The organism is Microbacterium sp. DT81.1 (assembly GCF_049844955.1).
Lineage (GTDB): Bacteria > Actinomycetota > Actinomycetes > Actinomycetales > Microbacteriaceae > Microbacterium.
Window position 1 is genome coordinate 185,898 of the sequence record NZ_JBNCMA010000003.1, and the last position, 13,494, is coordinate 199,391.

Genomic DNA, 13,494 nt, shown 5'->3' on the forward strand with positions numbered 1-13,494 from the left:
TTACGCGGGGGATCCGCGCGCCGGGCCCAGGCGCGACCGGTAACCTGGAGCCATGTTCTTCGGGCTTACGATCGAGAAGCTCATGCTGATCGGCGTGATCGCTGCGATGCTCGTGGGTCCCGAGCGCCTGCCTCGCTACGCGGAGGGCCTCGCGCGCTTCGTCGGCCGGGCCCGCGAATACATGCGCGGGGCCAAGACGAGGGTGCGCGAGGAGATGGGGCCCGAGTTCGACGACGTCGACTGGCGTAAACTCGACCCCCGGCAGTACGACCCGCGGCGCATCATCCGCGAGGCCCTGCTCGATGACACCCCGGTCGCCCCGGTGAAGGCGGTCTCGCTCGGCGCGGCGGCGATGGCGACGGCCGGCAAGCCGATCGAGCGGCCGGTGTTCACCGCGGCCGAGCCCCCGCCGTTCGACTCCGAAGCCACCTGACGCCCGGGCATCCTGGTCTGCAGTGACCAGCGGCACTCGGTGTGCGCGGCATTCGTGCGCAGTCAGCGCGGCGTGAGCGGCAGCGACCGCCCCGCCAGCCCGCGGCGCGTCGCGGCGAGAGAGGCGGCCAGCGACTCGATGGCCACCGCCGCCGCGTCCTCGGGATGCGCGATGACCACCGGTTCCCCTGTGTCGCCGCCGGCGCGCAGCGTCGTGCTCAACGGGATGGAGGCGAGCACCTCGACGCGCTCGTCGGCGGTGGAGAGCGCCTCTGCCACCTGAGCGCCACCACCCGAGCCGAAGAGCTCGAGCCTCGTTCCGTCGGGGAGGGTCATGGCGGCCATGTTCTCCACGACCCCGACCACTCGCTGGCCGGTCTGGCGGGCCACGAGTCCGCTGCGCACCGCGACATCGGAGGCGGCGCTCTGCGGGGTCGTCACGACCAGCACCTCGGCATTCGGCAGCAGCTGCCCCACGGTGATCGCGATGTCGCCGGTTCCCGGCGGCATATCGAGCAGGAGCACGTCGAGGTCGCCGAAGTAGACGTCCGTGAGGAACTGCTGAATGGTGCGGTGCAGCATCGGCCCGCGCCAGGCGACGGCCCCCGTCGGCGACTCGCCCTCCCGGCGGAGGAACATGCCGATCGAGATCACCTTCACGTCGTGGGCGATCGGAGGCAGCATCATGTCGTCGATGCGGGTCGGGGATGGGATCGCGCCGTCCCGGGCGAGCCCCATCAGCGCGGGGATCGAGAAGCCGTGCACATCGGCGTCGACGAGCCCGACGGCGAGGCCTCGCCGCGCGAGGGCGATGGCCAGGTTGGCGGTGACGCTCGACTTGCCGACCCCGCCCTTCCCGCTCGTGACGGCGATCACGCGCGTCAGCGAATCAGGGCCGAAGGGCATGGTGCGTGCAGCCCTGCCGCCCCGCAGCCGGTCCGTGAGCGTCCGCCGCTCGTCCGGTGTCATGACGCCCACCTCGACGTCGACGGAGGTGACGCCGGGAACGGACGCGGCGGCCGACCGCACATCGGATTCGATGCGCGTGGCCGCGGGGCACCCGACGATCGTCAGCGCGATACCGACGCGCGCAGCGCCTGAATCCACGGAGATCTCGCGCACCATGTCGAGTTCGGCCAGTGGCCGCCGCAGCTCGGGGTCGATCACCGCCCCGACTGCCCGCCGGACCGACTCGGCCGTGGTCCCGTTCCTCATCGGCCGTCGCCGTCGGCGTGGTCCTCGATCTTCTCGAGCGTCGCCCTCAGCTCCGTGCGAAGCACATCCTTCGTGACGACGTCCGCGTGGAAGTCCGCGACGGCCATCCGCAGCGCGACGATTTCACGGGCGAGGTACTCGGTGTCCGCGAGGTTGCGCTCGGCGCGCTGGCGGTCCTGCTCGATCTGCACGCGGTCGCGGTCGTCCTGACGGTTCTGCGCCAACAGGATCAGGGGCGCCGCGTAGGACGCCTGGAGGGACAGGATCAGCGTCAGCAGCGTGAAGTTCGTGGCCCGCGGGTCGAACTGCAGCTCCACCGGCGCGAACGTGTTCCACATCAGCCACACCGCGACGAAGACGGTCATGCCGATCAGGAACCCTGAGGTCCCCATCCCTCGCGCGAACGCTTCGGAGAATCGGCCGAACCGGTCGCGCGACGGCTGGGGATTGCGGCTCAGCATGCCGGAACGGCCGCGGGGGGCGTCGAGCGACGGCTGGCGGGACGCGCGTGCCATCAGCGCCTCCTCACGGCGCCTCGGGGGGTCCCCGTCGCCGCAGAGCGCGCTGTCAGGATCGCACCGGCCGAGGGTGCTGGGGCCACCACGTCGCCGTCGTGCGAGCGCCAGTCATCGGGCAGCAGGTAGTCCAGCACGTCGTCGACGCTCACGGCGCCGACGAGGCGATGAGCCTGATCGACGACGGGCAGCGAGACGAGGTTGTAGCTGGCGAGCATGCGGGCCACTTCGGCCGCGGAGGCCGTGGCGGTGACGGCGTCGAGCGAGTCGTCGATGATGGCGCCGAGGCGCTCGTGCGGCGGGTAGCGCAGCATCCGCTGGAAGTGCACGACGCCGAGCAGGCGCCCGGTGGGCGTCTCGTACGGCGGCAGCGTGATGAAGACGGATGCCGCGAGGGCCGGATGCAGCTCGTGCCGGCGGATGAGCGCCAGGGCTTCGGCGACCGTCGCCTCCGCCGAAAGCACGATCGGCTCCGGCGTCATCAGACCGCCGGCGGTGTCGGGGCCGTAGGCGAGCAGCATCCGGACGTCGTCCGCCTCCTCCGGTTCCATCAGATCCAGCAGCTGCTCCAGCCGTCCCTCGGGGAGCTGTGCCAGTAGGTCTGCGGCGTCATCCGGCTCCATGGCGTCGAGGATGTCTGCGGCGCGCTCGTCGCCGAGCTGTTCGAGGATGTGCACCTGCTCGTCTTCTGGCATCTCTTCGAGGGCGTCCGCGAGGCGCTCATCCGACAACTCCTCGGCCACCTCGATCATGCGCTCGTCCGGCAGGTCGAGCAGCGTGTTGGCGAGGTCGGCGGGCTTCAGCTCCGAGTAGCTCGCCACGAGCTGCTCCGCGGACTGCGCCTGCCCCGGTGCCTGGTCCTCCCGGACCTCCGACCACGACGCGAACGTCGTCGGGCCCTTGGCGAACGGCGACGCGCTGGTCTTGGGCTTGCGAAGGAAGAGCTGACCGACGGCCCACTCGCCGAGGCGGTTGCGCTCGATGGCGACATCCTCGATGACGGCGGTGCCCGACCCGTCGACGAGCTGGATGCGGCGGCCGATCATCTCGGCCATCACGCGCACCTCGCCCCCTCGTGGTTCGAAACGGCGCACGTTGATGAGACCGGTCGTGATGACCTGGCCGAGGGCGACCGATGTCACGCGCCCGATCGAGAGGAACACATGGCGGCGCCCCGGGATCTCGCAGACGAGCCCCACAACGCGCGGAGGGTCGGATTTTCGGTACACGACGACGACATCGCGGACCTTGCCGAGCCGGTCGCCGGCGGGGTCGAAGACAGCGCACCCCTGGAGGCGCGCGACGAACACCCTCTGCGTACTCACGCTTCCAGCGTAGCCCCGGGATCCCGCACCGCCCCGATCATGCGCGGCCGTGGGTGCAAGTACGGAGCATGGGAGAATGGGGGCATGAGCATGTTGGGTGGTCCACAGGTCTCCGGCAACACAGAGGTCGGCGAGATGGTCGCGTCGTTCCCCGAGTACGAGGCGGCGCAGAAGGCCGTCTCCAAGCTCATCGCCGCCGAGATCGCGGCGCGCGACATCGCCATCGTCGGCTCCGGTCTTCGATCCATCGAGCGGGTGACGGGCAAGCTCGGCTACGCGACGGCGGCCCGATCGGGTGCCATCAACGGCGTGCTGATCGGGCTGTTCTTCGCCGCCATCCTCGTTCTGGGCAGCCCTGCGGTGCCGATCCAGGCATTCGTCGGCGTGCTGTTCGTCGGCATCGCCGTCGGCATGCTGCTGAGTCTCGTCACCTACTCCTTCGTGCGTCGCCGCCGCGACTACGCCAGCGTCGTACAGGTGACCGCCGATCACTACGAGGTCACCGTCGCCTCGCGCAGCATCCACCGGGCTCGCGAGATCCTCGGGCGCACGACAGTCGTCGACTCGTCCACCGTGGCCGCCGTCGACCCCATGCCGCCGGTGCGGCAGCAGCCGGTCGCGCAGCCCGAGCGCTCTGCTTCGCCCCGCGATGGCGAGACCGAGCCGCCCCGCTATGGGGAGAGGGTGGCTCCCGCCCCCGATCCCGCGGGGGGCGAAGCATCCGCGTCCGGGAATGCCCGCGCGGACGACGCCGGTGACGGTGCACCGAGCCGGAATCGATGACCGACGAGGTCGCGCCTCGGCTGTCTGTCGACCTTCCGGCCGGCACAGTCGAGGTCTCGGCCGATCACCAGCGGCCCGACGACGCCTGGGCCACGATCGTCATCGCCCACGGCGCGGGTGCGGGATACCGGCATCCGTTCCTCGTCGGCTTCGCGCGCGGCATGCGTGCGGAGGGCGTGGCGACGCTGACGTTCAACTTCCCCTACCTGGAGGCCGGACGCCGGATGCCGGGCCCGGCGACGCACGCGATCGCCGCCTCGCGCGCGGCCATCGCTTTCGCGGTGTCCCGGGCCGATGGCACCCCGGTCTGGGCGTGCGGCAAGTCCTACGGCGGCCGGATGGCGTCGATGGCGGTGGCCGACGCCGCCGAGCTCGCTGACGCTGTCAGCGGGCTCGTGTACCTGGGCTATCCGCTGCATCCACCGGGCGACGACACGAAGGTGCGGGCCGCGCACCTCCCGGTCATCGGCGCACCCCAGCTCTTCGTCGAGGGCACCAACGACCCCTTCGTCGATCCGCATTCGCAGCTGGACGAGGCGGTCGCCTCGTGTCGGGACGCCACCATCGAGTGGATCGACGGCGGCGGGCACTCGTTCGAGGTGAAGGGCCACAAGCGCACCGCCGACGAGATCGGGTCCCAGCTCGCGCCACTCGTCGCCGCGTTCATGCGGTCACGTCGACCCGACCCGACGGCGGCTTAGCGCCCCGCGGCGTATCCCTGTCCTCCGCGCGGGTTGGCCGCTGCCCACAGCAGCCCGCTGTCGCGGTCGATGCCGACGGCGGAGAGCCGCCCGAGCGACCAGTCGCCGGTGCGCGTCACCGAATGCCCCCGAGCCCGCAATCCGGCGATCACGGCTTCACCCAGGCGGTCCTCGACCACGGCACCCGCCACCTCGTAGGTGCGCGGCCAGAAGGAGTCGACCAGCGCGGTGGTGTGCAGCATAGGCGCATCGATCGCCTGCTGGGGAGAGTAACCGCCCACGAGCATGCGCAGAAGCGCCGGCAGCTGCCACTGGTCCTGCTGATCGCCGCCGGGCGTGCCGAGGGCGATGACGGCTCGTCCGTCGCGCAGGACGAGCGTGGGGCTGAGGGTCGTGCGCGGCCTCGACCCGGGGCGGAGGGCCGAGGGAGAAGCCTCATCGAGCCAGGTCATCTGCAGGCGGGTTCCGAGGCAGAACCCGAGCTCCGGGATGGTGGGGGAGGACTGCAGCCACCCGCCGGACGGAGTCGCGGAGATCATGTTGCCCCAGCGGTCCACCACGTCGATGTGGCACGTGTCCCCGCGCGTCTCGCCGCTCTTCGCCACCGTCGGCTCGCCAGTGCCGGGACCACTCGCCGAATCGAGGCTCGAGCGCAGGGGTGGGGCGAACGGCGCGCGCCCCGGAATTCTGCCCGGCCGCCACTCCCGCGACGCCTCGGCGCCGAGAAGCGCGCGGCGCGTGTCTGTGTAGGCGTCGGAGAGCAGCACGTCGAGCGGCACATCGGCGTCGCCGTAGTACGCATCGCGGTCGGCCAGCGCGAGCTTCAGCGCCTCGAGCACGGTGTGGGCGCCCAGCTCGGTCGACGGGTCGAGGCGATCGTCTTCGAGCCCGTCCAGCAGCCGCAGCGCCTGCAGCAGCACCGGGCCCTGACCCCAGGCGGGGGTCTTGGCGATGGTGTGCCCGCGGAAGGATGCCGTGGCGGCCTCTTCGTACGACGCCTCGAAGGCCGCGAAGTCATCGGGAGTCAGAACGGCCGCATGATCGGTGCCCGTGGAGTGCCGATGGGGTGTTGCGAGGAACTGGGACGCCGCTCGAGCCACGACCCCGGCGCGCCATTCCCGGCGGGCCGCGTCGATGCGTGCGACCCGGTCCTCCGCGCCGCCGCCCGCGGTGATCAGCCGCTCGAGGACCGCGGCGTACGCCGGGTTGCGCACCACGGTGCCGGCGACGGGAACCGCCCCGTCCGGCATCCACAGCGCGGCGGACGAGGGCCAGTGATCACGGAACAGGTCCGCGACCCGCGCGATCGTGGCGGCGGCCGAGGGCAGGAGAGGATGACCGTCGCGCGCGTAGCCCATCGCGTAACCCAGCACGTCGGCCAGCTCGAGGGTGCCGTGGTCGCGCAGCAGCAGCAGCCAGGCGTCCACCGCGCCAGGGACGGCCGCCGCCAGGCCCCCGGCTCCCGGCACGAGGTCGAGTCCCTCGTTGCGCATGTGAGCGATCGTCGCGCCGGCCGGGGCGGGCCCCTGCCCCATCAGCACGACCGGGGTGCCCGGGTCCTCCGCGGTGACGAAGAGACCCGTCATGTCGCCGCCCGGCCCGTTCAGGTGCGGCTCCACCACATGGAGTACGAATGCACCCGCCACCGCGGCGTCGAAGGCGTTGCCCCCGCGCTCCAGCACCGCCTGGGCGCTGGCGGTGGCGAGCCAGTGCGTGGACGCGCTCATGCCGAACGTGCCCGTGAGCGTGGGCCGCGTGATGAATGCGGGCGCAGGAGTGAAGGTCATGGTGATCCTGACGACGGGTGCTGTCAGCGCAGGGGTCTGCTGCGCGGTTCCTGAGCGAGGAGCGTGGCGACGAGGCGAAGGGCGCTCAGCGACCGCAGCTGCCGGTCGACCCGAGACGAAGCACGTGTGCTGAGCGAGGCATGCGCATCAGCGCACCCCGAGACGAAGCATCCAGGCCTCGACCTCGTCCGCGGTGCGCGGGATGGCGGCCGACAGGTTCACGGGCCCGTCCTGGGTCATCAGGATGTCGTCCTCGATGCGAACGCCGATGCCACGGTACTCCTCCGGCACCGTGAGGTCGTCGATCTGGAAGTACAGTCCGGGTTCGATCGTGAACACCATGCCCGGCTCGAGCAGGCCGTCGAAGTACATCTCCCGGCGCGCCTGCGCGCAGTCGTGCACGTCGATGCCCAGGTGGTGGCTCGTGCCGTGCACCATGTAGCGGCGGTGCTGCCCGCCGTTCTCGGCGTCGAGCGCCTCGTCTGCGGTCACCGGCAGCAGGCCCCATTCCGCGGTACGCCGGGCGATGACCTGCATCGCCGCCTCGTGCACGGCGCGGAACTTCACACCGGGCCGCGCCGCGGCGAACGCGGCATCCGCGGCCTCGCGCACCGTCTCGTAGACGCGACGCTGCACGTCGGTGAAGGTGCCGCTCACGGGGAGCGTGCGGGTGATGTCGGCGGTGTAGAGGCTGTCCATCTCGACGCCGGCGTCGATCAGGATGAGGTCGCCAGGCACGACGGCCCCGTCGTTGCGCGTCCAGTGCAGGTAGCAGGCGTGGGGGCCGGATGCCGCGATCGTGTCGTAGCCCTCCCAGTTGCCGTCGCTGCGCGCACGCTGGTGGAACACTCCCTCGACGATGCGCTCCCCGCGGGGGTGCTCGAGGGCGCGCGGCAGCTCCCGGATGATGTCATCGAAGCCCCTCTCGGTGACATCGACGGCGAGCCGCATCTGCGCGATCTCGTACTCGTCCTTGACGAGGCGCATCTCGCTGACGAAACGCGTCAGGTCCTCGTCGGTTCCGACCAGCAGGTCGTCGTCGGATGCCTCGAAGGCGTCGATGTGCGCCGTTGCCACGCCCAGGTCCGCGGCTACCGCGGCGAGCGACGGCCGAGGTCCGATCCAGAACTCGCCGATCGTCGCGTCGGAGTAGAACTCGCTCGTCGTGCGGTCGGCGCGTTCGCGGAAGTAGAGGGTCACGTCGTGACCGTTCCGGGTCGGTTCGAACACGAGCACCGACTCGGGCTCGGCATCGCTCGCCCAGCCGGTGAGGTGCGCGAAGGCGGAGTGGGGTCGGAACGGATAGTCCGTGTCGTTGCTGCGTGTCGCCAGCGAGCCGGCCGCGACGACCAGGCGCTTGCCGGGGAACGCGGCGGACACGACCGCCCGGCGTGCGGCGGCGAACGACGCCTGCTCGCGCGCCGGCGGCATCGTGTCGGGGCGCTCGGCCCAGCCGGTGGAGATCGTGTCGAGAAAGCCCTTCGGGAAGGGCTGGCGCCGGTTCGTCGTCGAGCTCGGGGACTTGGACGGTTCAGCGGATGCGGGCTCGGCGGGAACGGCGTCGATCGTGTCGGTTTCGCCTTCGGTGCTCATGCATCCAGTGTCGCACGCAGGTGCGACGGGCGCTTCGCCGACTCGTGCCTCAGCCGGTCGGCTCGAGCTGCACGATCAGCGGGCGGTGGTCGCTGCCGGAGCCGTCCATCGAGCGCAGGACGACCGACCCCGTCGGCCGCCAGTGGCTCGAGTAGAGCACGTGGTCGATCGGCGCGCCGGCGAGCGCCGGCAGGGCGCTCGACCAGGTGCCGACAGCCCCGTTCCCGGTCGCGACGGCCGCATCAGTGCACCGGCCGAGCGTTGCGCCGTCGACGCCGAGTCCTCCCATGTGATCGACCGTGGCGTTGAAGTCGCCAGCCATGATCACGTTGCTGTCGGCGCACTGATCGGCGAGCCACCGGAGATCATCGCGCCAGCTGCCCATGTAGGCCGGCCGCGGGGCGACGGCGTGCACCGCGACGACGATGGGACCGTCCCCGTCCACCGGCATGGCGACCGCGCTCGGAACGACGTTCGTGTTGCTGGACCCGTCGCGCGAGGACTCGATGACGGAGTAGTCCCCGAGGTCGGGGGAGATGAGGATCGTCGTCTCCCATGCCTGAGGGCCGTTCTGGATCTCGGTGTTGTACTGCACGTGGTGCACCCACATGGGGCGCCCCAGGTCGCGCATCGCCACCGCGACGCTCTCGCCGACCGACGCCGCGGTCTCGGGGAGCGCGATGATGTCGGCATCCATCGTCACCGCGGTCTGAGCCACCGCCGCCGCCGGGGTGGCTTCACCGGCCGTGTTCCACGTCATCACGCGCACGCTCGTCGCGGTCGCCGAGGGAAGCGTGTCGGCGCCGAGGCCGCGGGAGACCAGGACGCTCCCGTTCGCGATCACGGCGAGCCCGGCGACGAGCGCGATCGAGAGCGCGAATCCGCGCACCGGGCGCCACGTCGCGAGCAGCACCGCGACGAGCACGGCGGCGGCGAAGCCCACCACGACGAGTCCGCGGAACGAGATGATCTGCGCGATCGGATAGGTGCGCTCGAGCCGGAAGAAGGGGGGCCATGTCAGCACCGCTGCGGCGATGGCGAAGAGCACCGTCGCGAGGATTCCGAACAGGCGCAGCACGGGGAGACTCTAGGTGAGCAGGCTGGGAAACCGGCGAACGCGGGGCCGCGCGGGCGTGGCGGGGGCGGCGCTACGCTCGAAGGATGGCGGGGGAGCGGCGGTGGGAGGGTCCGAGCGACCTGCACCTGCATTCCCTCCGATCCGATGGCACCGAACCGCCGGCCGCGGTGATGCAGGCGGCCCACCGCTACGCGCTGCGCACCGCCGCCCTGACCGACCACGACACGACGTCCGGGTGGGCCGAGGCGGCCGACGCGGCGACCTCGCTCGGGATGACCTTCCTCCCGGGCATGGAGCTCTCGGCGAAGCAGGAGTGGCGGAGCGTCCACATGCTCGCGTATCTCTTCGATCCGGATGACGCGGCCCTGCGCGCAGAGATGGACCGGATCAGGGGCGATCGCATGGGACGCGCCGAGCGCATCGTCAACAAGATCGCCCGCGACTACGACCTGACCTGGGATGACGTGGTGGAGCAGACGCACGGCGACGCCACAGTCGGACGCCCGCACATCGCGGACGCGCTCGTGGCACGGGGGCTCGCGCGCGACCGGGCCGCAGCGTTCGCCGGCATCCTGAACCCCCGCCAGGGCTACTACGTGCCGCATTACGCGCCGGACCCGCTCACCGCGGTGCGGCTGATCGTCGGCGCGGGCGGCGTCCCGATCATCGCGCACCCGACACCATCGGGACGGGACCGGATGATGCCGCCCGACGTCCTGCACCGGCTGATCGACGCCGGTCTCGCCGGCTTCGAGCTCGACCACCGAGAGAACACCGAGGGCGGCAAGAAGATCCTGCGGGCGCTGGTGCAGGAACGCGACCTGATCGTCACCGGGTCGAGCGACTACCACGGCCTCGGCAAGCCCAACCTTCCCGGCGAGAACACGACCGCGGACGAGATGGTGCAGCGGATCATCGACCTCGGCACGGGAACCTCGCCCGTTTACCCCTGACGCGAAGCGTCGTCTCTTGAGGCCCTGACGCGTGCGTCGTCTCACGCGCCGAAACGCGAAGCGCCCCTCCTCTTCAGCAAGAGGAGGGGCGCATCACGAGAACGAGGTCAGCCGGCGAGCGCCTTCGACTTGATCGCATCGAACTCCGCCTGCGTGATGGCGCCGGAGTCCAGCAGGGTCTTGGCCTTCGCGATCTCCTCGGACGGGCTCGACGACGTGGCGACGGACTTGATGTACTTCGCCTGGGCATCGCGCATCTGCGCGGCCTGTGCTGCGCCGCGCTCCGCCATGCCACCGCCACGGGCGATGAGGTAGACGAACAGAGTCAGGAACGGGAAGAAGATCAGCGCGATGATCCAGATCGCCTTCGCCCAGCCGTTGAGCTTGTGGTCACGGAAGAGGTCGCCGATGACGGCGAACAGCGCGAACAGATAGGTGATGAAGATGAAGGCCCAGAGGAACCACCAGATGAGGTCACCGATGGATCCCCAGAATCCCTGGTATTGAATGGTTTGAGCTTCGATGAACCGCACGGACATGCCTTCTTTCGACGAGGTCTTGGGGCGCACATCGCGCCTGGAATCACCCTAGCGCCGTGGTCGGTCGTGCCCGATGTGCGTCCTCGCGTGTCCCCGCTCAGCGTCGGCGCGGGTCAGGCCTGCGGTGCCGCGCTGGCTCCGCGACGGCGCCGACGCCGGCGCTGCGAGGGCGCCTTGCCGTCGTGGTGCTCGGTTCCGCCGCCGTCGTGGGTGCCGCCGCCTTCGACGGGACCATCCGTGTTGGTGGGATGGCCATGCTCGGCCGGGACGAGATCGCCTTCGGCCTGAGCGGGTCCTCGACCTGCGGCGCGGGTGCGGCTGCGGGTGCCCCGCGGGGAGCCGTTGCGGGATGCCGGTGCATCCTGCGTCTTGATCGTCTGGGTGCGCGGTGCGGTGACCAGGCGACCCTTGGTGCCGGCCGGGATGTTCAGGTCCTCGTAGAGGTGCGGGCTCGACGAGTACGTCTCGACGGGCTCGGGCTTGCCGAACTCGAGCGCGCGGTTGATGAGCGCCCACTTGTGGAGGTCGTCCCAGTCGACGAACGTGACGGCGATACCGGTCTTGCCGGCGCGGCCCGTCCGCCCCGCGCGGTGCAGGTAGGTCTTGTCGTCATCGGGGATGGTGTGGTTGATGACGTGGGTCACGTCGTCCACGTCGATGCCGCGGGCGGCGACATCCGTGGCGATGAGGATGTCCTTCTTGCCGGCCTTGAATGCCGCCATCGAGCGCTCGCGCTGCTCCTGACCCATGTCGCCGTGCACGGCCGCGGCGTTGAATCCGCGATCGTTGAGCTCGTCGACGAGCTTCTGCGCGGCACGCTTCGTGCGGGTGAAGACGACGGTCTTGCCGCGGCCGTCGGCCTGCAGGATGCGCGCGATCACCTCTTCCTTGTCCAGGGAGTGCGCGCGGTAGACGAGGTGCTCGATGTTCGCCTGCATGAGACCCTCGTCGGGGTCGGTCGCCCGGATGTGCACGGGGTTGGACATGAAGCGGCGGGCCATGGCCACGATCGGACCGGGCATCGTCGCCGAGAAGAGCTGCGTGTGCCGGATCGCGGGGACCTTCTGGAAGATCTTCTCGATGTCGGGCAGGAAACCCAGGTCGAGCATCTTGTCGGCCTCGTCGAGCACGACCTCGGTGGCGTGCGAGAGGTCGAGCAGACGCTGGTTGTTGAGGTCGATGAGGCGGCCGGGCGTGCCCACCACGATCTGAGCGCCGGCCTTCAGCTGGTCGATCTGTCCCTCGTACGCCTTGCCGCCGTAGATGGCGACGACGCTGGTGGAGCGGCCCTGGGTGAGCATGTCGATGTCTTCGTAGACCTGCACGCAGAGCTCGCGGGTCGGGACGACGATGAGCGCCTTGACGCCGGGAGCGGGGTCGGGGCCCAGGCGCTGGACGACGGGGATGCCGAAGCCGAAGGTCTTTCCGGTGCCGGTCTTGGCCTGTCCGATGATGTCCTGGCCGGGGAGACCGAGGGGGATGGTCTGCTCCTGGATGGGGAACGCGTCGACGATGCCCTTGGAGGCGAGGACGTCGACGATGTCCTGATCGACGCCGAGGTCGGCGAATGTAGTCACAGTGAGAATGCCTGTCTGGCGGTGAGATCCGCCGGAGGGGGTGATCCACGCCCTTCACTCAGCCACAGGCGCGGGGTCCAGGTCCGATGCCGGGACGCCACCAGCCTACCGGAGGCGTCTGGACGCCATCCCCAGGCGCTGCGGCGACGCGCGGCCGTGCGCCGGAACGACGCGCCGTTAGGCTGAGGGGGTGGTGAAGTGGTTCTGGCAGCGCCGCCCGGAGGGGCGAACGCTGTCCCTGCGTTCACGGGGAGATGCCGGAGACGCGCGACGCGTGGACTTCGAGGAACTCGCGCCGGAAGTCGACACGTTCCTCGGTCAGGCGGCGTATCTCCAGCTCGGCTACTTCGAGACGCTCACGCGACTGATCCGGGCGACGCCGGAGCTGGCCGAGAAGGAGGCGCTCTCCCGCGCGGCGGGAGCGGCGCTGACCAAGCATCGGGAACTGGTCGAGCTGATCCGGGAACGCGGCGGGGAGCCGACCGAGGTGATGCTGCCCTTCCGGGAGCAGCTCGACGCCTTCCGCCGCAAGACCATCGGCAAGCGACCGCGGGAGACGATGCTCTCGGTGCATGTCACCGCCGGCATGCTGGATGACTTCTACCTCGCACTCGCGTCGAGCTATGCGGACACCGGGCGTCGCGTCGCGCGCATCCTGAAGGCCGACGATGACCGCCAGTCGATCGTGGAGATCATCCAGGCCACGATCGAGAGCGATGAGGAGTGGCGCTCGCTGCTGTCGCTGTGGGGTCGTCGCCTCGTCGGCGACACGCTCCTCGTGGCACGAGCCGCGCTGCGGCCGACGACCCTCGGCGCGGCCGACGAGAAGCGCGTCGAGCCGGTGTTCACCGAGCTGATGGCCGCGCACGCCCGCCGCATGGACGCCATGGGCCTCGCGGCGTAGCCGCGGTCGGGCGCAGCGGCGTAGCCGCGGTCGGGCGCAGCGGCGTAGCCGCGGTCGGGCGCAGCGGCGTAGCCGCGGTCGGGCGCAGCGGC

13 protein-coding genes are annotated in these 13,494 nt (G+C 70.6%); 5 read left to right on the top strand and 8 right to left on the bottom strand.

Translation table 11 applies throughout. The features are described from left to right. Nucleotides 1–52: 52 nt before the first annotated feature. Nucleotides 53–433, top strand: coding sequence for a Sec-independent protein translocase TatB (locus ACLQ2Q_RS09380; RefSeq protein ID WP_425820176.1), 381 nt, complete (start codon nucleotides 53–55; stop codon nucleotides 431–433). A 62-nt stretch (nucleotides 434–495) separates the two neighbouring features. Here the strand turns inward: ACLQ2Q_RS09380 and ACLQ2Q_RS09385 are convergent, their stop codons facing one another. The 3 genes from ACLQ2Q_RS09385 to ACLQ2Q_RS09395 are packed head-to-tail and all read right to left on the bottom strand — an operon-like array spanning nucleotide 496 to nucleotide 3,487. Beyond that, entirely contained in the window at nucleotides 496–1,647 is a 1,152-nt protein-coding gene (locus tag ACLQ2Q_RS09385) for an Mrp/NBP35 family ATP-binding protein (RefSeq protein WP_425820177.1), read from the bottom strand. Then, complete coding sequence (locus ACLQ2Q_RS09390) at nucleotides 1,644–2,162, bottom strand: DUF1003 domain-containing protein (RefSeq protein WP_425820178.1); 519 nt, start codon at nucleotides 2,160–2,162, stop codon at nucleotides 1,644–1,646. The genes ACLQ2Q_RS09385 and ACLQ2Q_RS09390 overlap by 4 nt, the downstream gene beginning before the upstream one ends. Further along, entirely contained in the window at nucleotides 2,162–3,487 is a 1,326-nt protein-coding gene (locus ACLQ2Q_RS09395; RefSeq protein WP_425820179.1) for a magnesium transporter MgtE N-terminal domain-containing protein, read from the bottom strand. Before ACLQ2Q_RS09395 ends, ACLQ2Q_RS09390 begins: the two co-directional genes overlap by 1 nt. An 84-nt stretch (nucleotides 3,488–3,571) precedes the next feature. On the opposite strand from ACLQ2Q_RS09395, the gene ACLQ2Q_RS09400 reads away from it, so the two are divergent. Both ACLQ2Q_RS09400 and ACLQ2Q_RS09405 read left to right on the top strand, forming a co-directional pair. Next, complete coding sequence (locus ACLQ2Q_RS09400; RefSeq protein ID WP_425820180.1) at nucleotides 3,572–4,270, top strand: general stress protein; 699 nt, start codon at nucleotides 3,572–3,574, stop codon at nucleotides 4,268–4,270. Beyond that, complete coding sequence (locus ACLQ2Q_RS09405) at nucleotides 4,267–4,971, top strand: alpha/beta family hydrolase (RefSeq protein ID WP_425820181.1); 705 nt, start codon at nucleotides 4,267–4,269, stop codon at nucleotides 4,969–4,971. Before ACLQ2Q_RS09400 ends, ACLQ2Q_RS09405 begins: the two co-directional genes overlap by 4 nt. On the opposite strand, the gene ACLQ2Q_RS09410 is transcribed toward ACLQ2Q_RS09405, so the two are convergent. From ACLQ2Q_RS09410 to ACLQ2Q_RS09420, 3 genes are all read right to left on the bottom strand, one after another. After that, nucleotides 4,968–6,758 (bottom strand): gamma-glutamyltransferase family protein, encoded by a 1,791-nt coding sequence (locus ACLQ2Q_RS09410; protein ID WP_425820182.1) that lies wholly within the window; start codon nucleotides 6,756–6,758, stop codon nucleotides 4,968–4,970. The genes ACLQ2Q_RS09405 and ACLQ2Q_RS09410 overlap by 4 nt on opposite strands. A 147-nt stretch (nucleotides 6,759–6,905) precedes the next feature. Continuing rightward, a complete protein-coding gene (locus tag ACLQ2Q_RS09415; protein WP_425820183.1) occupies nucleotides 6,906–8,351 on the bottom strand; it encodes an aminopeptidase P family protein in 1,446 nt (481 codons plus the stop codon). Between the two features lie 49 nt (nucleotides 8,352–8,400). After that, entirely contained in the window at nucleotides 8,401–9,429 is a 1,029-nt protein-coding gene (locus tag ACLQ2Q_RS09420; RefSeq protein ID WP_425820184.1) for an endonuclease/exonuclease/phosphatase family protein, read from the bottom strand. A gap of 83 nt (nucleotides 9,430–9,512) precedes the next feature. Between ACLQ2Q_RS09420 and ACLQ2Q_RS09425 the strand changes: the two genes are divergently transcribed. Further along, nucleotides 9,513–10,382 (top strand): PHP domain-containing protein, encoded by an 870-nt coding sequence (locus tag ACLQ2Q_RS09425; protein WP_425820185.1) that lies wholly within the window; start codon nucleotides 9,513–9,515, stop codon nucleotides 10,380–10,382. A gap of 107 nt (nucleotides 10,383–10,489) precedes the next feature. Here the strand turns inward: ACLQ2Q_RS09425 and ACLQ2Q_RS09430 are convergent, their stop codons facing one another. Both ACLQ2Q_RS09430 and ACLQ2Q_RS09435 read right to left on the bottom strand, forming a co-directional pair. Beyond that, nucleotides 10,490–10,921 (bottom strand): SHOCT domain-containing protein, encoded by a 432-nt coding sequence (locus ACLQ2Q_RS09430; protein ID WP_425820186.1) that lies wholly within the window; start codon nucleotides 10,919–10,921, stop codon nucleotides 10,490–10,492. A 113-nt stretch (nucleotides 10,922–11,034) separates the two neighbouring features. After that, a complete protein-coding gene (locus ACLQ2Q_RS09435) occupies nucleotides 11,035–12,498 on the bottom strand; it encodes a DEAD/DEAH box helicase (RefSeq protein WP_425820187.1) in 1,464 nt (487 codons plus the stop codon). Nucleotides 12,499–12,688: 190 nt separating this feature from the next. Here ACLQ2Q_RS09435 and ACLQ2Q_RS09440 point away from each other — a divergent pair, with 190 nt between their 5' ends. Further along, nucleotides 12,689–13,402 carry a ferritin-like fold-containing protein gene (locus ACLQ2Q_RS09440; protein WP_425820188.1) on the top strand — a complete coding sequence of 238 codons (714 nt, stop codon included), beginning with the start codon at nucleotides 12,689–12,691 and terminating at the stop codon, nucleotides 13,400–13,402. Nucleotides 13,403–13,494 lie beyond the last annotated feature (92 nt).